This window comes from Thalassolituus sp. UBA675, assembly GCF_002297765.1.
Lineage (GTDB): Bacteria > Pseudomonadota > Gammaproteobacteria > Pseudomonadales > Oceanobacteraceae > Thalassolituus.
This window is the reverse complement of the sequence record NZ_DBNJ01000008.1, coordinates 172275-194018: the sequence shown is the minus strand read 5'-3', so window position 1 is coordinate 194018 and position 21744 is coordinate 172275. Positions and strand designations below refer to the sequence as shown.

Below are 21744 nucleotides of genomic sequence, written 5' to 3'. Positions count from 1 at the left end.
CGTTTGAAGTCGCGCAAAGATAGAGGATTTATAATAACAGTACAGTGAAATTTTCTTACCCTTACGATGAGAAAATCACGTAGGGCGGATTGTCCGTTCCAGTGCAACAGACTCTGCCAGAGCCTGCAAGCACAATTCAGGTTAAAATGACTCCCAGAAACCGTTAAGGTTCCTGTTTCGCACTACTCTTCCACTCCGGCTCTGGACATCTATGCTCAGCTTTTTTGAAAAACGCATCAATCCCTTTCCTCCCGAACATCCGGAGCAACCTCCTCAGGGACTCTATGCATTTTGCCGCCATTACACCCGAGGACTGGAAGGCTCATTGCTGGCCATGTCGTGTCTGACCGCCATGCTCGCCATACTTGAAGTCACCCTTTTCAGCTTTATGGGTGACCTGGTCGACTGGCTATCCACGCAAAGCCCAGACACCTTATTTGCCAGCGAAGGCACCAAACTGCTGCTCATGAGCCTGGTGGTGCTGGTCGCCATGCCTGTCGTCGTATTACTGCATGCCCTGATCACCTATCAGTCATTGCTCGGCAATTACCCAATGCGCATTCGCTGGCAGGCGCACCGCTATCTGCTCAAGCAAAGTCTGAACTTTTATGAAAACGACTTCGCCGGACGCCTTGCCACCAAAGTGATGCAAACGGCGCTGGGAGTCCGGGAAACTGTAATGAAGCTGCTGGATGTGCTGGTCTATATCCTCGTCTACTTTATTTCAGCCCTGGTGATGATTGGCACAGCAGACTGGCGACTGATGCTGCCCATGGTCGTCTGGCTGGCGGCCTACATAGGTATTCAGTTTTATTTTGTGCCGCGCATGAAAAAAATTGCGACAGAGCAGGCGGATGCCCGCAGTGTTATGACAGGGCGTGTTGTCGACAGCTACACCAATATTCAGACGGTAAAACTGTTCTCACACACAGAGCGGGAAACGTCTTACGCCCGTGACAGCATGGATGGCTTCCTCGGTACGGTATATCACCAGATGCGCCTGGCCACCGGTCTGAACTTTTCAGTGAATATGATCAACTACCTGCTGGCCTTTACCGTCGCAGCCCTGTCTATCTGGCTGTGGATGGACAGCGCCATCACTGTTGGCGCTATTGCGATTGCAGTCAGTCTGGCCCTACGCGTGAATGGTATGGCGCAATGGATAATGTGGGAGATCAGTTCTCTCTTTGAAAATCTGGGCACAGTGGCTGACGGCATGAACACACTGGCGAAACCACAGACCATTACCGACCCAGTGAATGCGCCAAAGCTGAATGCAGAACACGGGGAGATCGCTCTGGATGATGTGCACTTCTCATACGAAGGCGCTGACGACAAGAGCTACCCGGTTTTTGAAGCGTTGAACCTGACTATCAAACCCGGTGAGAAGATCGGTCTGGTTGGACGCTCGGGTGCAGGTAAATCCACACTCGTTAATCTGCTGCTGCGCTTCTACGACATCGATAGTGGACAGATTAAGATCGACGGACAGGACATCAGTCAGGTGTCGCAGGAGAGTCTGCGATCAAAAATTGGCATGGTGACGCAGGATACTTCCCTGTTGCACCGAAGCGTACGCGACAACATCCTCTACGGTCGGCCTGATGCCAGTGACGCAGAAGTACTCGACGCTGCCCGCAAAGCTGAAGCAGATGCCTTCATCCGTGATCTCCACGATCCGGAAGGTAACACGGGCTACGACGCTCAGGTCGGCGAACGCGGTGTCAAACTCTCCGGCGGTCAGCGTCAGCGCATTGCTATTGCCCGGGTGCTGCTGAAAGACGCGCCGATTCTGATTCTGGACGAAGCAACATCAGCGCTCGATTCAGAAGTAGAGGCGGCTATTCAGCAAAGCCTCTACCGCCTGATGGAAAATAAAACTGTAATCGCCATTGCTCACCGTCTGTCGACCATCGCGGCAATGGACCGGCTGATCGTACTGGATGACGGCAAAATCGCCGAACAGGGAACGCATGAAGAACTGCTTGCACAGGGCGGCATCTATGCGCAACTGTGGGCGCACCAGACCGGTGGCTTCTTAGGGGAAGGTTAAAGCAAACAGAGCTCGTCATAATCCCTTAACAGAAATAAGGTTTTATGACGCAGCCCCGGAGACGCGATGGCCTGATGATGAGGCGTTCAGGAAGGAACCTGATCCGCTCCGGGGAACCAATTCTGTCTATCTATCTGAAGGACTTACCTAAAGCTGCTGCGATCTCTGAATGGCTTCGGCTCTGCGCCCTTACCCGCCAGACCATTCTTCATTGCGATCTGCTGATTCTTGCGACCCAACAGACGAGTCTGAACCCAACGTTCCCAACGCAGCGCTTTCCAGGTATCCGCTTTCCAGGTTTTCTTGAACAGATACTTAGTGGCTGCAATCGCATCCGGAGATTTCGTCGCAATGGTTTGCGCCAACGCCAGGGCTTCTGCCTGAGGGTCGTCCGCCAGCTTAGAAATCAGACCGTAACTGAAGCCCTCTTCAGCACTGAACTGACGGCCCGTCATGGTCAGCTCCTGGGCGATATCGACACGGGTCAGGCGCGATAGCGTCACCATACCGCTCATGTCAGGAATCAGGCCCCATTTCATTTCCATAATGCAGAGGTTGGCGTCCGGCGTCGCAATGCGGTAATCCGCGGCGAGCGCAATCTGCATTCCGCCACCAAAGCAATTGCCATGAATCGCACAGATAACCGGTACTGGCAGGTCCCGCCAGATATGCGCAATGCGCTGCGCCAGATTCATTTTGGTCCAGGGGAGTTTAAGGAACAGCTTAGGGATCATCGACGGATTTTTACTCACCGCCTTAAAGTCGAGCCCTGCAGAGAATGACTCACCTTTCGCCGTAAGAATCACCGCACGAATGCTACGATCCTTACGTATTTTTTTCGCCGCAGCGACCAGACCATGGAACATATCCAGATCCAGACCATTCAGCTTTTCCGGGCGGTTCAGGTACACCCAGGCAATGTGGTCCTGCACTTCAACTAAGACTTTATTGTGATCTCTCATCGCTGTTTACCTTTTATGATTGCCGCATCTTTGCATAAAGAAGCAAGGACAACCATGATCAAAACACACGATCGGCTTACCGAAAGAGACAGCTCTGAACAGAATTCAGAACCAGCCACACGCATTTTCTTTGACCAGAGAGACCATCATACCGATATGATCCGGGCGATCATTCAGGCAGGGAATATAGTGATAGTCCTTCCCGCCAGCTTCGATAAAGGTTTCGCGGTTTTCCATATCCAGCTCTTCAAGCGTCTCGAGACAGTCTGCCGCAAACGCCGGGCTGATAACATCGACACGCCCTACGCCGGCCTTTCCCCAGTCCTCTAACGTGTGATCGGTATACGGTTTGACCCACTCTTCACGACCGAAGCGTGACTGAAAGCTGCATATCCATTGTTCGTCGTTCAGACCCAATTCGCTGGCAAGTGCCGCAGCCGTCGCCCGACACTGGCTTGGGTACGGATCACCACGATCTTCATAACGCTGCGGAATGCCGTGGAACGACATCATCAGTCGGTCACCCTGGCCATGCTCAGCCCAATACTCACGCACGGAATTCGCCAGAGCGCCTATGTAGCCCGGGTGAACGTGATAGTCGGTGATCCAGCGAGCAGCCGGAACGTGCGGACAAGGCGCCATCGCATTGGAGTAGCGATCATGTACTGCCGCCGTGGTCGACGAGGAATTCTGCGGATACAGCGGCAATATAACCAGACGCTCCGCACCGGCCTTACGCAGCTCCCGACCAGCATCCTCCATCGTGGGCTTGCCATAGGTCATGGCCAACGACACAGGAATGTCCTGACCGTATTCCGCTTTTAAGGCCTCTGCTAATGCGCGCTGTTGTGCACGCGAAATCGTCATCAGGGGGGAACCTTCAGGGCCCCACACTTTGGCATACGCTTTTGCTACCCGCGGTGGGCGGATAACGAGAATGACCAGATTAAGAATCAACCACCACAGCAGACGCGGTACATCGACGACACGTCGGTCACTGAGAAACTCTCTGAGGTAAGAACGCACTGCTTTTGCAGTCGGTGCTTCCGGGGTGCCGAGGTTGGCAATAAGAACGCCGAATGGGGGCTTATCCAAAATGATTCTCCACAAAGACAGGTCGTAACGATGGTTGTCTGTATCAGTTTTGTATAGTTTAGCGGAAGCCGGAGATCGGGTCACCAATCAAACTCAACCGACAAGGCTCAACCGATCAATTCATCAGAGATGAGACTGGCCCGAAGCCTGTCCATCAGTAACTCTGCTGCTTCGCGCCCTTCAATCATTTCTGCGATACGGACCTTACGCTGACCATCACGAATCCGGATATGGAAATACTCTTTTGTGCTGTTGCCTGTGCTCGAACTACCCGCAGCTTTAAGTTCGAGTTGCTGAGCACTTCTGAATTCGGTACTGCGGCGCCAGAGCGCCCTTCCCATCCAGTAGCGCACGGTTTCAATCTTGCCATCCTCACATCGGCTCTCCAGTGACCGGCCAAGCCCAAACAAACCACCCAGGGCCATCGGCGTCCCCACAAGAAAGAATACGCCGCCCATAAAGTACAGGGTAACGCCCTCGGTGGCCGCCTGATTCAACATAAAGAGCCCTGCCCCTGCAAAGGCGATTCCGGCAAACATAAAAATGAGGAAAAAAGACAGATGTCGCCCTGCGGCACTATGAATAATAAAGTCATCACCGCTCAGCGTCATATCAAGGTTCTGACTGAGCGCGGCCTCGGCGGCGGCGACCTGGCTGCGCGATGCTTTACTTTGATGCTCGGTGGAAATGTCGAGAGTACTATTGGCGGCGCCCTCTACAACGGGCACTACAAACTGGCGCTGGAATTTCACTGGCTCAGTAGGGCCTTCGACTTCTACCCGCCAGATAACGGCTTTACGACCTTTGCGATAACTCTGAGGAAGTTCCGGGTCAGGGTTAAACACAAAATTAAGGCATGTTTCACCGTCGCTCTCTGTGACTTCAGGCAGCGTGCTGGATTGCCATAACAAGGTTTCACGCGTTGAACTGTTTTTACCGCTGGAGCGCGTCTGACGGACGCATTTCAATCTGACATTCCAACGCTCCCCCAAACCGGTTTTGTTGATTTTCAGAGTCCCGCCGACCTGTCCCTGTACCTGCCCGGGTACAGGGTTCAGATACAAAGGCGTGCGTCCGTAAAACAACCAGTTTTTCCGCGACCTGTACGCAGCTATACCCAGGCCAGCAGCGACCAAAGGAAATAAGAGGACGAGAAGAATGGCATGATTTCCAGATCTGAATTCAGAAGGCAAGCTCAGAACGGCAGGCAATGAGATCAACAGGAAAACCATCGACATAAATCCAAGCACCCAGTGCATCAGGTTCTGCCCTGAATAAACTACACCTGATGCGACATCTGCCTGACGCGCGGAATAGCGCCCAAACAACATAATCCCCGCCCCTGCGCCACCAAAGACAAGAACAAAAATCATCATAAAACCAATTTTTTCCCATCGGATATCCCTGACCAGATAACTTTCCGATGGATTATCCGGATTCACCCAGGCGGTAAGGACCTGACTGGCAGAGGCTCTGCGAATCTTATTCTCAGTCTTTGCATGCCAGTCACCAATGTTGTCCGGAGATTCGTAGTAACTGATACGGTTGCTTGAATAATCACGGTTATTGAAGCGATAGCTGTAGAGCCCCTCTAACGAATACGTCGTTGTATCACCATGATGGTATTCGATATCAATACGTTGAAGCGTGGCTGAAATCTGTGTCCAGCCAGAAGTCATAACGTGAAGACGGAGTGTATCCAGAGGACCAAAGAGCAATATTCCGATTGCCGGGCCAAGAAACATCAGACCAAAAATGAATGCACCGATACTACGCTTAGACGTAGTACCGGCTTCGCCTGTTTTTGATATGGACATCTCTGGCTCCCTGACTTTTGGTTGAATGATGACTGATGAATGTTATTCGTAGTCTAGCCAATCCACCTCGTCAGATCATCAGTCCAACCAGTTATGCGCTCATATCACTGCTGTTGAATTTCCGGAATGCTTCCTGTACCTCTTTTTCGCTCGGTATGTATTCTGTTTTGACCATAATGATAAGGCTTTGTCCGAATACCCGTTCATCTGCCGCTGGGTGAATATTCACTTCGCCCCCCCTTACCGATACAAGCCAGTAGCGTTCCAATGTTAGACATCATCATCGCTGCCACGACATCTCGCCAGCAGTCACCTTCTAACCAAAGTGGATAGCGGACGAAATGATCTTTATCGTGAGTGAACATATCTTCGATGATCAATTCTGATCCAGGAGACTCCATAGCACGAACCAGAATCTCCGGATATGAACGGATTGGACGAATCACCGACTTTACGCCCAACTTCGTCATACGGATGCGATTTTCATCCTCAACACACTCAACAATCACACGGAAAGCCAAGCCGTGTTCTTTCATGCGATAGCACAAGGTGGATACCTAAGCCGGTTAAAGAAGATGGTAGCCCATCCGGATAGTCAGTATTGAGTAGTACGACCGGTGTCTTACGGTGCATTTTATTCTGGCGTATCTGCTCAACAAACCGCCGGAAATAGATATCCCGATTCTACTTCGGAGAGTTAATTACAACGATGTGATTATTCATGATTCTGCTCCACTTTTCGGCGACCCTGTAAAAAGTATAAGAGACAGAATAAAAGCGTTAAGACCGTTTTATTATGAGAAATAATTTGAGAGATGATCGGGAATTATTAACCCTTCGACTGACGTAATTTAGTATCTCGCCTGGAGAGTTATGTATATCGGGCTTACTGGAATGCTTTGAGCCCAGGCAGCGCCAAGACTCCGTCCAATGTACGACTGACCTGATCCGACAACGGATACCCGAGTCGTAACAGCCCTTCATCTGGGAAAGCACGCGTCCAGATCCCTTCATTCGCCAGGCAATCCTGCCAAATCAGCGGACATTCTGAACGTAACGTCAGGAATAATGGCGTACAACCAGCGAAGGCATCGCTGCGACTGAGCGCATGGGACATCTGTGCCTGTAAATCCTTTAAACGATCAGACTGCATGGACTGCCAGGCTCTGTCGATCAAAGCTTGCTCTGCTAGCCGGAGTGTTAACGACGATAGCCCCCAGGGCCCAAGGTACGATGAGAGCGTGGCCAACATGTCAGGTTCTGCGAATACCGTACCGAACCGGATACCCGCCAGTCCGAAAAACTTACCCAAAGAGCGCAGAACGATAGTATTCTCTGGCCGGTGTTCTCCGAGCAAGCTGAGGTGTTGAGTGGCGTCCATAAAGGCCTCGTCGCAGATCAACGCGCCTCCCCGCTTTTCAAGAACAAAAGCCCATTCAAGTAGCTCAGGTTTAGGGAAGTAATAGCCAGTGGGGTTATCCGGATTCACCACTATAAGGACATCAGGCGCATCACCCGCTTGTAACGAGTGGCGGATATCCTCAATACTTTTCTGCTGAACATGATGGCCATGCATAGCCCAGCTCAATGCATGCTCCCCATAACTGCCACGAACAACCCACACAGCACATTCATCGAAGCATAAAGGCAAGCTGCGAATAGCCGCCTGACTTCCCGCAGTCGGAAGACCCGCCTCACCATAGTAAGCTACGATTGCTTCGCGGAGGCTCTCCTTTACCTCAGGCAGTGCCTGGCTCTCTACAGCCGACACCAGAGCATCGTCCGGGTTGTCAGTCCACCAGCTATAAGGACTGACCGCGGACGAAAGATCGAGCCAGTCTTTGTCACCATACCGCGCTATTGCACGCGTAAGGTCAGATCCGTGGGCAGCCGGTTTGATCGCTGTTTTCAGCTTCTTCACATTACACCAGTGACGTAATGCAATGACAGGCAGCAGAACACCATCAACGACAACTGAATGAGCAGAGCCTGTTTGACCAGGCGAATCGCACGTGGAATATCATCCACGCCAGCAGGCATACCACTGCCCATCACGGGCTTCTGTTTTATGGTGCCCTGATAGTCTGCGCGCTGACTTAATTTTCGGTTGAGCGCTCCTGCGCCGGCGGTCAACACCACGCCGCCGTTTGGACTGTCACAATATTTGGCCTGAGTTTTCCAGCAATCCAGTGCCTTCTGACGATGTTCGCCTGCGGCAAAGACAAATGACAATGCCGTCAGCCGAGCAGGTAACCACGCCATGGCATCATCCAGCCTGGCCGCAGCCCAGCCGAAATAAAAGTGGCGCTCTGTCCGGTAACCCCACATGGCATCCAGCGTATTAACCCAGCGGTGCAGTAAGGCGGCTTCGGCGCCACCAATAAGAAACCAGAATAAAGTCGCAAATAACGCATCCGAGGAGTTTTCCAGCGTGCTCTCGATACTGGCTTGGGCAACTTCGTCGGCATCCAGTACCTGCGTATTACGGCTGACGATTTTGCCCAACTCTTCGCGGGCCGCTGGCAGATCGTCCGTCGCCAGACTGCGCCAGACATCAGACACATGCTCCTGCAAACTGTGCCAGCCAATACACAAGTAAAGAATCACCAGCTGCAACAAACAAGCGCTCATCAGCGACAGCGACGCAGAGGCCTGCAACAAACCAATAATCAGAACCAAAGGCGAAAGCGCAACGACGACTGCGATTGCACCAAGGATATAACCCGGTGCTCCCGGGAGCCTGTTTAACGCTCGCTCCAGCACTCCACTCCAGCGACCGAAACCCACGAGCGGGTGAAACTTCGATGGCTCTCCCAGCCGGGCGTCAAGGTACACACCGCTAACCAGAATGGCAGCGAGCAAGAGTGCCCCCCAGTGCAGTGAAAGTGCGTCCTGTTGAAACCAGAAAAACAGCATAAGCGGCCTGTGTCTTCAAAAAGTGGGCATACTGTAAAAGAAAAACCCCGCTTGCGTGAACAAGCGGGGTCTTTTAAAGAGTGGAGTCGGCCTATAAGCCGGGTTCTGTGTTAAACAGTCATTCGTCTAGGCCTGCAATCACTCGCAGGCTCAAGCGACCTACCCGTTCCCAGCGTGGGCCACGCCTTGTACCTCAAGGGTAACAGGGAACCTATTTGGTCTTGCTTCGGGTGGAGTTTACCGTGCCACGAACTGTTACCAGACGCGCGGTGCGCTCTTACCGCACCCTTTCACCCTTACCTGATCCGCAAAAGCGGCCATCGGCGGTTTACTCTCTGCTGCACTGGTCGTGGGCTCACGCCCCCCAGGCGTTACCTGGCACCTTGCCCTATGAAGCCCGGACTTTCCTCCCCCTGCTTGCGCAGGCAGCGACTGTCTGGCCGACTCCGGCGCGGAGTTTAACGGAAAGCGATTGCTGTCGCACTCTTATTTCCGCTATTCGCTCTTATCTCAGTTGTTCAACAGAGGCGTAAAAACCTTCTCCCAGAGAGTCTGGTACTTCTGCTTATGCCAGCCGATATGACCAATACGTTTCTGACCAATCTCTTCTGGGCTGACCACCACCTTGGTAATGTCAGCACCGGTGAAGAAACTGTGCAGCTTATCGACGTTCGCCATCGACATCATATCGTCATCGGTAAAGGCGACGCAGCTGATCGGACAGGTAACCCCGGCAAATCGCTGGCGTAACCAGTCACCTTCGACGCCAATACAGTAGTCGCCACTCAGACACCAACGTCGCCATTGCATAATGACGCCCTTCGGCAGGTCACACATCACCTTGAGTCGGTTGCCAGGGAAATAGCCTAATAGCGGCACCGTCGCGGGCACCAGCCCGTACCAGAGAAACCAGGCAACACGCTTAGTAGGCGCTGCATTCATCCACCAGGTGCCTGTACCCGCGCCGACAGAGATCGCACGATCAATGCCTCTTGTTGACGGCATCATACCGAGAATATGCGTGCCAACGCTGTGACCGATCCAGGTCAGTGGCAGCTCCGGAAATCTCGCCTTAACAAACTCCAGTAAAGCGACACTGTCATTGTTTGCCCAGCTCAATTTGTCACTGCGGCTGTGCTTCACATGAGACTGGATTGAGAGCCCGATTCCATCGTAATCGTAGGTCACGACCTCAAACCCCTGAAGAGTCAGCCAATGAGCAAAGTCATCGTACAGGTACTGCGCCACCCCGGTTGCAGGAGCAATAACACATACGCCTTTCACATCACTCGCAGCCGCCCTGAAAACACGGGCGGTAATGCTGTGACCAGCGGGAGTCGGTACTTTCACGATTTCTGGATCGCTGCCAGCCTGCTTTTCCGCGCTCTTTTCTTTCACCTGATCAATCACTGTTGCCTCCATCAGAACCTGGCCATAATAAAATTTAAGAAACGAAGAATGGTCAGCATCTCTTCGTCACTGAACTCATCCGAAAAAATATCGTTCATCGTCGCGATCATCGGCTGGAGCCGCTTTAACTTGTCCTGGCCATCAGGGGTGACTCTGAGCACCACGGCACGCGCATCCTCTGTCGACGAGGCTCGCGCCAGAAGACCGTTTTTTTCCATACGGGAAACCAGACCCGTAATCGCAGATTTATTCAGTTCCAGTGTTTGCGCGACGTCTTTCTGCTGACAGTCTTGCTTGCTGGCAATCACCATCAACGCCGCCATCTGAGTCATAGACGCCTCAAGTTCTTTCTCGCACGCCTGATCCATAAAGCGGAACAACTTCTTCTGCGCCATATTCATCAGGAAAAAGAGTCGTTTATCCATGATCATTTATCTCAAACCAGCAAACTAGTTCACATATAAACATTATTTAGTTTACATGTAAACAATCGCACAAAGGCAAAGTACAGCCATAAAAAAAGGGCCCGCAGGCCCTTTGACTAAATGATGAGAGCAGAATATCTGCTACTGATACTCAACGAGACACCGTCGTCGTAAAGTTAACGACCGGACAACTGGCTTCCTCTTTCAGCAGGGGCGAGCGTGAGCAATTCATGACCCTGTTTGTGATGGTACCCACAAACCCTGAACAAACGTTATCCTGATTGTGCAAAGACCAGTGATCAAAAGATACCCCAGCAGCAGATACCCCAGTACCGGCAGGCTCAGGCCTTGCCCTGAATCTCAAGAGCCCGCTGGTAAAGCGCTTTTTTGTTCTCGCCCGTCAGCTCCGCGATAACGGCAGCGGCTTTTTTGGGTGGTAACTCTGCAAGTAGCAGACGGAAGAGTTTGTCGGTGTCGAACGCCGTTGCCGTCGCAGGCTCTGGGTTCCCTGCCACCATGACAACAAACTCTCCCTTGGTCTGATCGTCATCGGCCAGCAGCTGCTTACGAACAGTCTGGAGAGTACCGTGATAAAAACTCTCGTACGTTTTGGTGAGTTCACGTGCGACGCAAGCCGCACGGTCGTCGCCAAACGCTTCAGCCATAAGGGTCAGTGTTTCGAGAATGCGGTGCTTGGATTCGTAAAACACCAGAGTGGCCGTCTCATTCACCAGAGGTTCCAGACGTTCACGACGCCCGCCTGCCTTGTGCGGCAGAAAGCCCTCAAAAAGAAAACGGTCGGTCGGTAGCCCCGCAGCACTTAACGCCGTAATCAGGGCACTGGGGCCCGGAACAGGCGTCACGCTGAAGCCCTGTTCGCGCAGTGCCTGAACAAGAGGGTAACCCGGGTCAGAGATAAGTGGCGTTCCTGCATCCGATACCAATGCCATCGAACGACCATCGGTAAGGTGCTGGGCGATCTGAGAAATACGGTCCCGCTCATTGTGATCATGGACCGACATCATCACTTTGCGCAGCCCCAGGTGTTGCAGTAATTTCTGCGTATGTCTGGTATCCTCGCAGGCTACTACATCGACATCAGTCAGCACGCTGACAGCGCGCTCGCTGAGGTCTGCCAGATTACCAATCGGGGTGGCGACGACGTACAGAACGCCACTCTGAGCTTTGGTCGGATGAGAAATCATGCGGGACACCGTATCTGAAAAACGCTTGCTGAAAACCTGGTCGCAATTCCTGCTTCCAGCTTTGACTGTTGCCACTCTGGCATCGGGCCTGTCGGGGTGTGCAACGACCCCGGATGAAACGACTACCCCCGGCGCAGAAATCCGCCCGGAGGTAGAGCAACAACTGCGGGCTGTGCGCCAGATGGCCGAATCGGGCGAGTTTGGCAACGCCAGCCAGCAATTGCAACAACTGGATGTCAGCAGCTTGTCGCCAGCCGCTCGCGCAGAGTGGCACCTGCTGATGGCAGAAAGTCAGATTGGCGCAATGAACATTGAGGCCGCGGCCTATCAATTGCAGCAGTTCGAAATGTTGCAGAATTACGCCAGCCAACAACAGGAATACCGCGCGACTCTGATATCTGCCCAGATCCTTGAGGCCGACGGCGAGTTCCTCGCTGCCGCCCGCGAACGCGACTTCATATCTGCTGTGCTCGAGGGTGAAAAGCAGACAGAGAATTACAACCAGCTCTGGGACGACCTCCAGCGCCTGGCGCCTGAAGAACTTCAGCAACGTGCTGACAATGCCCCAGACACACGCTTCGGAGCCTGGTTGACTCTGGCAGCCATTAGCCGTGACCACCAGCTGACTCTTGATGAGCAACTTGCTGGTGTAAAAGAGTGGCAATTCATGAACCCGGATCATCCGGCCTCATTCCAGCTTCCCGGCGCTCTGGCACTTCTCGAAGATATGGCGGCATCACGTCCACAGCGTGTTGCCCTGTTATTACCCTTGAGTGGCGCACTCGCCAGCTCGGGCAAAGCCATCCGCGACGGCTTTATGGCCGCATACTACGAAACCCTGGGTAAAGGTTACCCTGCCCCTGCGGTCACTATCATCGACGCAACTAGTATGGAGTCTGTCGATCAGGCCTACGCGCAGGCGATTCAATCAGGTAGCCAATGGTTGGTTGGCCCGCTTGATAAGCAGGATGTGCAGCAACTTGAAGAACGCACTACTCTGCCCCTGCCCACACTGGCCCTGAACTACGGCAGCAAACAGGCAACACCATTCTCGACTCTGCCACCTGAGCTGTTTCAGTTTGGTCTTGCTGCCGAAGATGAGGCTATTCAGATTGCTGAAAAAGCCTGGCAGGACGGTCATCGCCGCGCTCTGGTGATGATTCCTGAGGGCGGTTGGGGCGAACGTATTTATGCCGCGTTTGAAGCGCGCTGGCTGGAGCTCGGTGGAGAAATCGAAGAAACACTTCAGTACCCTCGCCGCGCGCAGGACTACAACCCAGCGATCAGCCGCCTGTTGAATGTCGACAGCAGTAAGAATCGTTACCGCACGGTACGCAGTCTGATGCGTGAACCAGTAGAGTTTGAACCCCGCCGCCGTCAGGACGCCGACTGGCTGTTCCTTGTCGCGCTGCCAGAACAGGCGCGTCAGATTAAACCAACACTGGCCTTTAATTTCGCCGGAGACCTGCCTGTCTACGCAACGTCCCATGTATTCTCAGGCGAAGTTGATGTACGTAAAGACCGCGACCTTAATGGCATCTATTTCTGCGATGTTCCCTGGTTACTGCACGACACCTCACTGAAAGCTGAAGTCGACGATGTCACTGGTGGTCAGGGCGGATTCACACGATTGTATGCGATGGGTGCCGATGCCTTCCGTCTGGTCGCCCGTGTTAAACAGCTTGAGGCTTTCCCTGAAAGCCGTATTTATGGCAATACTGGTGCTCTGACGCTGGATAATGCTCGACGCATTCATCGCAGTACTGACTGCACTCGTTTCCGTAGCGGTAAGCCGGTAAAACTGTCTGAGAGCAGAGGTCCGGAAACCACCGACGACTGATTCTGATCATACGCCATGGAGGGCTTATGTGGTTTAACTCAGAAACGCGAGCCACAACGCGGGGCAAAGGCACTGCGGTGGAACTCGAAGCAGAGAAATTTCTGCAAAAGAAAGGACTTCGGAAGGTTACCCGTAACTACCTGATTAAAGGTGGTGAAATCGACCTGATCATGCGGGATGGCGAGGTTCTGGTTTTTATTGAAGTGCGCTATCGCCAGTCCGAAGAGCATGGCTCAGGTGCTGAGACAGTCACCTACCAGAAACAACGGCGCCTGCGCCGGGCTGCATTGCATTACCTCCAGAAGCATTACGGAAATCGCGAGCCTGACTGCCGCTTTGATGTTATCTCCGCCAGCGGTAACCCCGTAATATTTGAGTGGATATCTGACGCTTTCTGAAATGCGTCTTTTTCTTTATGATGGCGACAGGTTTATTCGGGAGTTAGTCTGTGCAAGATCGTATTATCGGCCACTTCGGCGCCAGCATCGAAACCAAAACACTCGCCGCTGAAGAGCTGCCACCCTATATCGAGCATGCATCACAGATGATGGTTAATGCACTGATCAGTGGCGGAAAAATTCTTACCTGCGGTAATGGTGGTTCTGCGGGTGACGCACAGCACTTCTCTTCTGAACTTCTGAACCGGTTCGAGCGTGAACGTCCCAGCCTTCCGGCCATTGCGCTGACGACTGATCCATCCACGATTACCTCAATCGCTAACGACTACAGCTACAACGAAGTCTTCAGCAAACAGATTCGTGCTCTGGGCAATCCCGGCGATGTACTGCTGGCTATCTCAACCAGTGGTAACTCAAGTAACGTTGTTCAGGCCATTCAGGCTGCGCATGAACGCGATATGGTGGTCGTTGCTCTCTCAGGGAAAGATGGCGGTCATATGACGTCACTGCTGACCGCTGAAGATGTAGAGATCCGGGTACCGAGTGATGTCACAGCCCGCATTCAGGAAGTTCACCTGGTCGTGATTCACTGCCTGTGCGATCTGATCGATTGCGCGCTCTTCGGTGAAGAATAACTGGCTGAAGAATAACTGGGTGAAGAATAGCTAGAGTCACGTTCAACATTGAGCGGGGGTAATCTGCCGCTCAGTGCCTCCCTTGCTTCACTCGGTAAAATCCCCGTCCAGCGACGAAAACTACGGCGAAAATTGGCACCATCTCCCAGCCGCAGCGCGTCTGCAATATCTTCGTTACTCCCGCACTCAAAGTGCATCAGCTCGAGGCTGTATCTCAGACGGATCTGATCCCCGACTTGCTGATATCGCATCCCATCGACCGCCAGATAACGCTTAAGAGTCGCGCTGCTGATTCCGAAGTAACTGGCCGTGTCCGACAACGATGGAAGCTCAGGAAACCTATGTGAGAGATAGCTTGCAACCTGCTCCGCAAACGACTCTGCCGGAATACCCGTCATCAGTGTTTTCGCCTGGGCGATCGCCATATCACGAATCCGTGGAGATCCAGTGGCCCAGGGACGCGATAAGAAAGCCTCCGGGATCGCCATAAAGCAGCCCCCTGCTCCTGCAGTGGTCTCCTCCCCACAGTAGACACGCATACGTCGCAGTTGTGCTGCATCACACTGCCCGGGGCAACAGATCCACCCAGAATTGTTTTCCTGACACTGCTCGCGGGTCACAGAAACCAGAGCTGTCATATAAGCTTCGCTTAGCAACTTCTCCGCGCGTGGACTCAACCCAAAAACATTCTGCCAATGAAGTACCCGATAACCGTTAAATTGACTCATGCATGGCACAAGCCCGGGAGCCAGCCAGTGCCTGAACTCACAAAGTATCTGCAGAAAATCGCCCAGATCCGTTGCCGTCGCAAGCGCCTGACTGAAAGGGCCCGCGTAACCCGGCCAAAGTCGAGCTCCCCAGCGCGATGCTATTTCATCCTGAGGCAGGTAGTGGGCAATGTTGTCCGCAAGAACCGCCAGTTGCCGTACATTGAACCGGACACCACCATTCATATGCGCTTGTGAGGCAAGGTCTTCCACGAAGATGCCAGTACCACGAAGCAACTTGTGCTGAGGCACATCCGATGCCAGCGCCAGATCCAGAAGCTGAGCCATGGGGTAGCAGGCCTGAAGATACTTATCTTCAGCCGTAAGCCAACCGCCTCTGCGTGTATGAGCGCCGGATTCGTTGTTCTTATGAATAATCGTAGGCCTCATGACACCAGGCTCATACCGGTTCCTGATACCGCACTCTGCAATGCGTCTGTTGCGCGTTTAACCAAGGCCTGCGGATCATCCATTGGCTGTCGGACACCGATACCGACATCTAACACCTGCTCGACCCTTTGGTCTGAATCGGATAAGTGAAAACAGAAATGCTCCACGGCTGTGCGCAGGTTAACCGCCAGATCGCGGGCTTCAGAGGGGCGGGTATGGGGCATCAGAATAACGAGGCGATCTCTTGCAACCCGGCAGATAAGATCCTTCTGGCGCAGGTTCAGGATCAGATACTCACCGGTCTCACGCAACAGGCGGTCCGCCTCACGATAACCATAACGTCGCTCAAACTGGTTAAAGTCATGCAACTCGACGATCAGAGCGACCTGATGTGCCTGCTCATCTGCCCAGTCGGATGCCAGTGTCGCTTCAATCTGCTCGAAACGAGCAACCTGGCTAAGACCATCTAACCAGAGATGATCCCGGAAAACCTGCTCACGTTTCAGTAACTGTGTACGAATACTTAATTGTTCTTTATGCCAATGCCACAAACCGTACGTCAGTAGCCCTAACCCTATCGGCATGAGTACGGATTCCACTGCACTCTCCCATGCCTGAGTGCCGGCCAACGCGAAGAACTCATCCAACGTATCCTGCCACATCGCCAGAAACATAAACCCCAGCCCGAGCGTCAGAAGATTCGTCACGCGCCCAGCCGGGCGACTGCGTAGTACCATAAGTAACCAGATAACCAATGCCAGCGCGGTCGACCCCTCGCCCACAACATCTACCCAGTCAATCGCAGCCATGCCTTTGGGCGCCCCCAGGCCCGCCGATAAACCGGTCAGAAGCAATGCCATAGAACCGACAAGAAATAATTTTCGTGTATGTAATCGCAGCAGTGAATTCATTAATAGCTCCCGGAATAGCCCGCCACTAAAGACGCTAGAAAGATCTTTTAAAAACGCTAGAAAAGACGCTAAAACAGACGGACTAGTTTGCCAGAACAATATGACAAAACGTCGGGGGTCAGATCAGCTCACTCAGAATGCGCCTGAATCGAAAAATAGTATTTCTGAGCAGCAGGTAATAGCGACATACCCACTCAAATCCAGCCATTGCAGCTCACTGGATCATTATTCGCGCTGGTCATAACAGCTCAATTGCATACTTAAACGGCCCATTTCCGAGGCATACATCAAGCGCGGGATGTATTCCGTCACGCCACTGTCACATTTCATTTTTAGGGTCTGCCCAACTCATGCCTATCTCAAAAAAATCATGAATGGAGCAATCTCATGACATTTCGCACGGTGCCGCTGGTAGCAGCAATCGCACTTCTCAGTTCTGGCCAGGCATTGGCTGATCAGAATCCATCAATGACAGAAAAAAATGCTGATGACGAAATTGTCGTTGTTGGTCAGGCAGCACGTATGCAGCGTGCACTGGAGCGCGAGCGCTTTGCCGATAACACCATCAGTGCTGTCGATGCCGATGCCATTGGTGAACTCCCTGACGCCAACGCCGCTGAAGCATTGCAACGTATTCCTGGCCTTTCTATTGAACGTGACCAGGGCGAAGGCCGCTTCGTCCGCATCCGCGGTGTCGGCGCTGAACTGAATGCGGTAACAGTCAACGGTGTTCAGGTACCAGCACCAGAAGCTGGCAGCCGTGCAGTTGCACTGGATGTTATTCCATCGACTCTGCTCAGCTCGCTTACTGTGACTAAAACGCTGACTCCAGACATGGATGCCAATGCCATTGGCGGTACCGTCGACATTAAAAGTATTTCTGCCCTCGATAAAGAAGGCGCCTTTGCCACAGCAAAAGCGGAAGCGGCTTACGATGAGCAAAGCGAAAATACCAACCCGTCTCTGGCCGTCTCGGCAGGTAATGCCTTTGAGCTGGACGGTGAAAAGCGCTTGGGCGTTGCCCTGGCCCTGAGCTGGGATGACCGAAAGTTCGGCTCGGATAACGTTGAAACCGGCGGCGGCTGGGATCTTGAAGAAGACCCTGCGGTACTGGATGAAATCGAGATGCGCGAGTACAGCATTAATCGCGAACGTGTCGGTGCCGCACTGAACCTTGAGCTGGAACTGAATAAAGATCACCGCTTTTATATGAACAATCTCTACAGCCGTTTTTCCGATGAAGAACAACGTCTGGCGATTGTCAGTGAATTTTCCGAAGGCGTAACTGCAGGTACAGAAATTGATGGTGCCGTTGCCCGTGAGCTTAAAGACCGGGAAGAAACACAGACCATTATGTCTTCCGTTGTAGGCGGTGAGCATTTCCTCGGTGACTGGATTGTTGAATATAAGCTGGGGGCCAGTAAGGCCTCTGAAGACGAGCCAGACGGCATCGCGGGCGCCGTGTTTGAGAGCAGCGATGACATTACCGGCCTGTCATTCGGTAACAGTCGACGCCCTGTTGTCAGTGGCCCCGCCGCTTTCTATGACCCGGCGCAGTTCGAGCTCACTGAAATTGAATCTGAAAGTAACCTGACTGAAGACATTCAGCGTCAGGCTCAACTCGACATCAGCCGCGACCTGCTGATCAACGAACGTTTCGCTACTCTTAAGGGCGGTGCAAAAGCAGTCAAACGTCGTAAAACTCAGGACGGTGACGTCTGGGTTTACGAGGACTTCGGCGCTGTATCCACCAGCATGGCCGATTATGCAGAGGGCGATCGGGATTACTCTCTGGGCCAGTTTGGACCGGGTATCAACAAAGACTCTGTTCGTAACCTGATGTCAGGCCTTGATCGCGATGCAGCCTACGACGAAGAAGAGTCCACTCTCGCAGATTACAGCATCAACGAGAACATCACGGCCGCGTACCTGATGGGCAGCATGGATGTGACCAATGATCTGCATGTGATCGCAGGTGTCCGCCATGAAATGACTGACACCGAACTGGCAGGCAATGCTCTGACCACAGACGATGAGCTGATCCGCACCGAAACGGACAACGACTACAGCCACACGCTACCGGCACTCCTGACGCGCTGGAATATCAACCGTTCAACCCAGATGCGTGCCGCGTGGACCAATGCTGTCGTACGTCCGACCTTTGAACAGATGAGTCCTAATTTCACGGACGACGGCGAAGAAGCTGAAATGGGAAACCCAGAACTGGATGCGCTTGAATCAGCCAACTTTGATCTGGGCATTTCTCACTACATGGGATCAACCAGCGTCGTTTCTGCAGCCCTGTTCTATAAAGACATCAGTAACTTTATCTATGAATCAGACATCGCGGGCTCTACCGGTTACGAAGACTACGATGAAGTCATCACTTTCCAGAACGGTGACGACGCTGAACTGAAAGGCCTCGAGCTGGCATTTTCCCATCAGTTCAGCAGCCTGCCTGCACCGTTTAACGGTCTGCTGATGAGCGCGAACGCAACCTTCACCTCCAGTGATGCCACTGTCAGTGGCTTTGTTGACGGCGAACTGACCGAGCGTGATATTCAACTGCCGAACCAGTCTGACGTTACCGGTAACTTCATCGTGGGTTACGAGAACGATGTTTATAGCGTACGCCTGGCGACCAACTACAAGTCAGAATATCTGGCCGAGGTGAATAGCCTGGAGAACGACCTGTCAGACGTTTATCAGAGCAGTCAGACCCAGATGGATCTGAACGCAGCATACAGCGCAACCGACAACCTCAAAGTGACCTTTGAGATCGCCAACCTGACTGACGAGCCTTACTACAGCTATCAGAACAAAGAGCGCTACAACGCTCAGTACGAAGACTACGGCCCGACCTATCGTCTGGGTGTTCGCTTCACTAACTTCTGATTCCTGATCACCGATCGTTTGTCACTGCGTCAGCAATGACGCAAAAGCAGGTGCCGGCCCAAGCTGATGCAGGCCGGTACCTGTCTCCCGAATACCTGATACGGATACACCATGAAAGCACACCAAACTAAGCTGAAAATGCTTTTTACAGCCACCGCAATAAGCTCTGCTTTTATAAGCGGATGTGCGAGTTACTCAGAGGCACCCGATAATATTTCAGCTTCTAATCCCGCTAGCCTGAACGTTCACGCAACAGGTATCACAGCGGAAACCGGTTGGCAGTTACACTCGCAGAGCTGGATTCTCACCACCAACAACGGCCTGACGCTCGATAATAAAAGCCTCACAGGCAACTTTCGTGCAGAGTATGGCGACCAGCGTGGTGACCTGGTAGTCACTGTCAACGACAGTGCTAAAACCCTGGTCGCTCATCATCTCGGTAAACAGCAGACCGTTTCATCCCAGCCATTATCTTTTGCGGTTGAGGGACTGTGCCTTTACCAGCCCGATAATCAGACCACACAGCTTTTTATTCTCGGCGACGACCATCTCGCACGTCAGTACGTATTGAATATCGACAAGAAAAATGTGCTGACAGAAATCCGCACGCTACCTCTGCCGCCAGAAACAGAAAATTGCGTCGTCAGTGATGATCTTAATACGCTTTACGTCAGTGAAGAGAGCATGGGTGTCTGGGCATATGCCGCTTCTGCCGAAGCACCGTATTCGCGCACAGCCGTCGACCTGGTCGCGCCCTATGGAAAGCTTCCGGAAAATGCAGGCGCGTTATCCCTCGTTGGAAATCAGTTGATCGTTGCCAGCACCGGCGAACGCTATATCAGTAGCTACGCAATCGGGCCCACCAGCGCCGCAGAACTACAACAGTGGGTGCTGAATAAAGGTTTTGAAATTGAAACTTTCCGCGCCTGGACCTCCGGTGAAGAGGTGCATTTTTCAGCGTTTGACGATGCATCAGGTGAGCTTTATCAAGGCATTCTTCCACTGACTGGTATTTCACCTATTGACGTCCCGGTAACGCACTCGGTCACACCAACCGCTGAAACATCGCGCGTTATTTCTGCCGGTGACGCCGCAGATGATCCGGCTATCTGGGTAAACAGCAATGGTGCAGAAGCCAGCCTGATTCTGGGCACCGATAAACAGTATGGCCTGGATGTATACGACTTAACGGGTAAGCTGAAACAGAGGCTGGACAATGGACGTCTGAACAACGTTGATGTCCGTTACAATCAGGAACTTGCCGGCAAGGTCGTTGATATCGCCGCCGCCAGTCACCGGGACCTGAGCGCCATCAGCCTGTTTGCCATCGATCAGACTTCAGGGCACGTTTCCTGGGTGAGTGATATAAAAACCCAACTGGATGATGTCTACGGCCTGTGCATGGCTCAGACCAATCAGGGCACTTACGTCTTTATTAATGATCAGGACGGTCGCTACGAGCAGTATAAAATCATTACTGAAAACGACATCTGGTCAGCGAAGCGGATAAGGGAGTTCGCTCTTCCTTCTCAACCAGAAGGCTGCGTTGCCGATGATAAAAACAATCGCCTTTTTGTCGGCGAAGAGGCAGCCGGGGTCTGGCTGACATCCATCTCTGCAGATAATGCACCAGACCCGAAGTTGATCATTGAAGTCGATGACAACCTCGTTGCCGATGTCGAAGGCATGTCCATTTATCACGGTACCGAAACAAGTTATCTGGTGGTCAGTAGTCAGGGCGACGACAGCTACGTGCTTTATTCAAGTGAAGCGCCTTATGAGTATGTTGGCCGGTTTAACATCGCAATGAACGCCGCCGCGGGAATTGATGGAGCATCGGAAACCGACGGACTCGACGTAACCTCAGCAGCCCTCGGAAGTAACTATCCGGATGGTTTGCTGGTCGTTCAGGATGGTCGAAATGTGATGCCCACGGAAAACCAGAATTACAAGCTGGTGAGCTGGTCAGACATTGCGCGTGAACTCAACCTCTGAGCACCGCAGATAGGTGTAAACAGAAAAAAG

Annotated in this window: 17 protein-coding genes and 1 other RNA gene; 6 read left to right on the top strand and 12 right to left on the bottom strand. The window is 52.7% G+C overall.

Features of this window, described 5'->3' with window-relative positions; all coding sequences use genetic code 11:
• Window positions 1–211: 211 nt before the first annotated feature.
• Window positions 212–2053, top strand: a complete 1842-nt coding sequence (locus B3007_RS03860) for an ABC transporter ATP-binding protein (RefSeq protein ID WP_068442403.1) — start codon at window positions 212–214, stop codon at window positions 2051–2053.
• Between the two features lie 143 nt (window positions 2054–2196).
• Here B3007_RS03860 and B3007_RS03855 read toward each other — a convergent pair whose 3' ends face one another.
• The 10 genes from B3007_RS03855 to rsmI form a co-directional block, all read right to left on the bottom strand.
• On the bottom strand, window positions 2197–3015 hold the full coding sequence (locus B3007_RS03855; protein WP_068442401.1) for a crotonase/enoyl-CoA hydratase family protein: 819 nt from the start codon (window positions 3013–3015) through the stop codon (window positions 2197–2199).
• Window positions 3016–3120: 105 nt separating this feature from the next.
• Window positions 3121–4110, bottom strand: coding sequence for a ferrochelatase (gene hemH / locus B3007_RS03850; protein ID WP_068442398.1), 990 nt, complete (start codon window positions 4108–4110; stop codon window positions 3121–3123).
• A gap of 107 nt (window positions 4111–4217) precedes the next feature.
• Window positions 4218–5927, bottom strand: a complete 1710-nt coding sequence (locus B3007_RS03845; RefSeq protein WP_068442394.1) for a DUF3592 domain-containing protein — start codon at window positions 5925–5927, stop codon at window positions 4218–4220.
• A gap of 203 nt (window positions 5928–6130) precedes the next feature.
• A complete protein-coding gene (locus tag B3007_RS03840) occupies window positions 6131–6463 on the bottom strand; it encodes a hypothetical protein (RefSeq protein WP_068442389.1) in 333 nt (110 codons plus the stop codon).
• Between the two features lie 350 nt (window positions 6464–6813).
• Complete coding sequence (locus B3007_RS03835) at window positions 6814–7848, bottom strand: aminotransferase class I/II-fold pyridoxal phosphate-dependent enzyme (protein WP_297532380.1); 1035 nt, start codon at window positions 7846–7848, stop codon at window positions 6814–6816.
• Window positions 7845–8843 carry an adenosylcobinamide-phosphate synthase CbiB gene (gene cbiB, locus B3007_RS03830; protein ID WP_068442381.1) on the bottom strand — a complete coding sequence of 333 codons (999 nt, stop codon included), beginning with the start codon at window positions 8841–8843 and terminating at the stop codon, window positions 7845–7847. The genes B3007_RS03835 and cbiB overlap by 4 nt, the downstream gene beginning before the upstream one ends.
• A 78-nt stretch (window positions 8844–8921) precedes the next feature.
• Window positions 8922–9291, bottom strand: an RNA gene (rnpB, locus tag B3007_RS03825) — RNase P RNA component class A.
• Window positions 9292–9353: 62 nt separating this feature from the next.
• Window positions 9354–10253, bottom strand: a complete 900-nt coding sequence (locus tag B3007_RS03820; protein WP_301376999.1) for a serine aminopeptidase domain-containing protein — start codon at window positions 10251–10253, stop codon at window positions 9354–9356.
• An 11-nt stretch (window positions 10254–10264) separates the two neighbouring features.
• The gene (locus B3007_RS03815) at window positions 10265–10678 is read right to left on the bottom strand and encodes a MarR family winged helix-turn-helix transcriptional regulator (protein WP_068442418.1); all 414 of its coding nucleotides are present in this window, start codon (window positions 10676–10678) and stop codon (window positions 10265–10267) included.
• Between the two features lie 341 nt (window positions 10679–11019).
• On the bottom strand, window positions 11020–11883 hold the full coding sequence (gene rsmI, locus B3007_RS03810; protein WP_068442374.1) for a 16S rRNA (cytidine(1402)-2'-O)-methyltransferase: 864 nt from the start codon (window positions 11881–11883) through the stop codon (window positions 11020–11022).
• On the opposite strand from rsmI, the gene B3007_RS03805 reads away from it, so the two are divergent.
• From B3007_RS03805 to B3007_RS03795, 3 genes are read left to right on the top strand one after another with little or no spacing between them, the layout of a single operon-like run.
• Window positions 11882–13723, top strand: a complete 1842-nt coding sequence (locus B3007_RS03805; protein WP_301377002.1) for a penicillin-binding protein activator — start codon at window positions 11882–11884, stop codon at window positions 13721–13723. The two genes, rsmI and B3007_RS03805, sit on opposite strands and share 2 nt — an antisense overlap.
• A gap of 26 nt (window positions 13724–13749) precedes the next feature.
• The gene (locus B3007_RS03800) at window positions 13750–14121 is read left to right on the top strand and encodes a YraN family protein (protein ID WP_068438733.1); all 372 of its coding nucleotides are present in this window, start codon (window positions 13750–13752) and stop codon (window positions 14119–14121) included.
• 50 nt (window positions 14122–14171) lie between these two features.
• The gene (locus B3007_RS03795; RefSeq protein WP_068438731.1) at window positions 14172–14756 is read left to right on the top strand and encodes a phosphoheptose isomerase; all 585 of its coding nucleotides are present in this window, start codon (window positions 14172–14174) and stop codon (window positions 14754–14756) included.
• Here B3007_RS03795 and B3007_RS03790 read toward each other — a convergent pair.
• Together B3007_RS03790 and B3007_RS03785 are read right to left on the bottom strand one after the other, a co-directional pair.
• A complete protein-coding gene (locus B3007_RS03790; protein ID WP_301377005.1) occupies window positions 14708–15913 on the bottom strand; it encodes a helix-turn-helix domain-containing protein in 1206 nt (401 codons plus the stop codon). The two genes, B3007_RS03795 and B3007_RS03790, sit on opposite strands and share 49 nt — an antisense overlap.
• Window positions 15910–16824: a diguanylate cyclase domain-containing protein gene (locus tag B3007_RS03785; RefSeq protein ID WP_068438727.1), complete on the bottom strand. Its 915-nt coding sequence runs from the start codon at window positions 16822–16824 to the stop codon at window positions 15910–15912. The genes B3007_RS03790 and B3007_RS03785 overlap by 4 nt, the downstream gene beginning before the upstream one ends.
• A gap of 387 nt (window positions 16825–17211) precedes the next feature.
• On the opposite strand from B3007_RS03785, the gene B3007_RS03780 reads away from it, so the two are divergent.
• Window positions 17212–19719 carry a TonB-dependent receptor gene (locus tag B3007_RS03780; protein WP_301377007.1) on the top strand — a complete coding sequence of 836 codons (2508 nt, stop codon included), beginning with the start codon at window positions 17212–17214 and terminating at the stop codon, window positions 19717–19719.
• A gap of 111 nt (window positions 19720–19830) precedes the next feature.
• A complete protein-coding gene (locus tag B3007_RS03775) occupies window positions 19831–21714 on the top strand; it encodes a phytase (protein WP_301377008.1) in 1884 nt (627 codons plus the stop codon).
• Window positions 21715–21744: the final 30 nt, after the last annotated feature.

Coding starts and splice junctions, on each gene's coding strand:
- rsmI (WP_068442374.1), bottom strand. CDS start 11,883: ATGATTTCTCATCCGACCAAAGCTCAGAGTGGCGTTCTGTACGTCGTC.
- B3007_RS03780 (WP_301377007.1), top strand. CDS start 17,212: ATGACATTTCGCACGGTGCCGCTGGTAGCAGCAATCGCACTTCTCAGT.
- B3007_RS03785 (WP_068438727.1), bottom strand. CDS start 16,824: ATGAATTCACTGCTGCGATTACATACACGAAAATTATTTCTTGTCGGT.
- B3007_RS03855 (WP_068442401.1), bottom strand. CDS start 3,015: ATGAGAGATCACAATAAAGTCTTAGTTGAAGTGCAGGACCACATTGCC.
- B3007_RS03800 (WP_068438733.1), top strand. CDS start 13,750: ATGTGGTTTAACTCAGAAACGCGAGCCACAACGCGGGGCAAAGGCACT.
- B3007_RS03790 (WP_301377005.1), bottom strand. CDS start 15,913: ATGAGGCCTACGATTATTCATAAGAACAACGAATCCGGCGCTCATACA.
- B3007_RS03775 (WP_301377008.1), top strand. CDS start 19,831: ATGAAAGCACACCAAACTAAGCTGAAAATGCTTTTTACAGCCACCGCA.
- B3007_RS03805 (WP_301377002.1), top strand. CDS start 11,882: ATGCGGGACACCGTATCTGAAAAACGCTTGCTGAAAACCTGGTCGCAA.
- B3007_RS03840 (WP_068442389.1), bottom strand. CDS start 6,463: ATGAAAGAACACGGCTTGGCTTTCCGTGTGATTGTTGAGTGTGTTGAG.
- B3007_RS03845 (WP_068442394.1), bottom strand. CDS start 5,927: ATGTCCATATCAAAAACAGGCGAAGCCGGTACTACGTCTAAGCGTAGT.
- cbiB (WP_068442381.1), bottom strand. CDS start 8,843: ATGCTGTTTTTCTGGTTTCAACAGGACGCACTTTCACTGCACTGGGGG.
- B3007_RS03815 (WP_068442418.1), bottom strand. CDS start 10,678: ATGGATAAACGACTCTTTTTCCTGATGAATATGGCGCAGAAGAAGTTG.
- B3007_RS03860 (WP_068442403.1), top strand. CDS start 212: ATGCTCAGCTTTTTTGAAAAACGCATCAATCCCTTTCCTCCCGAACAT.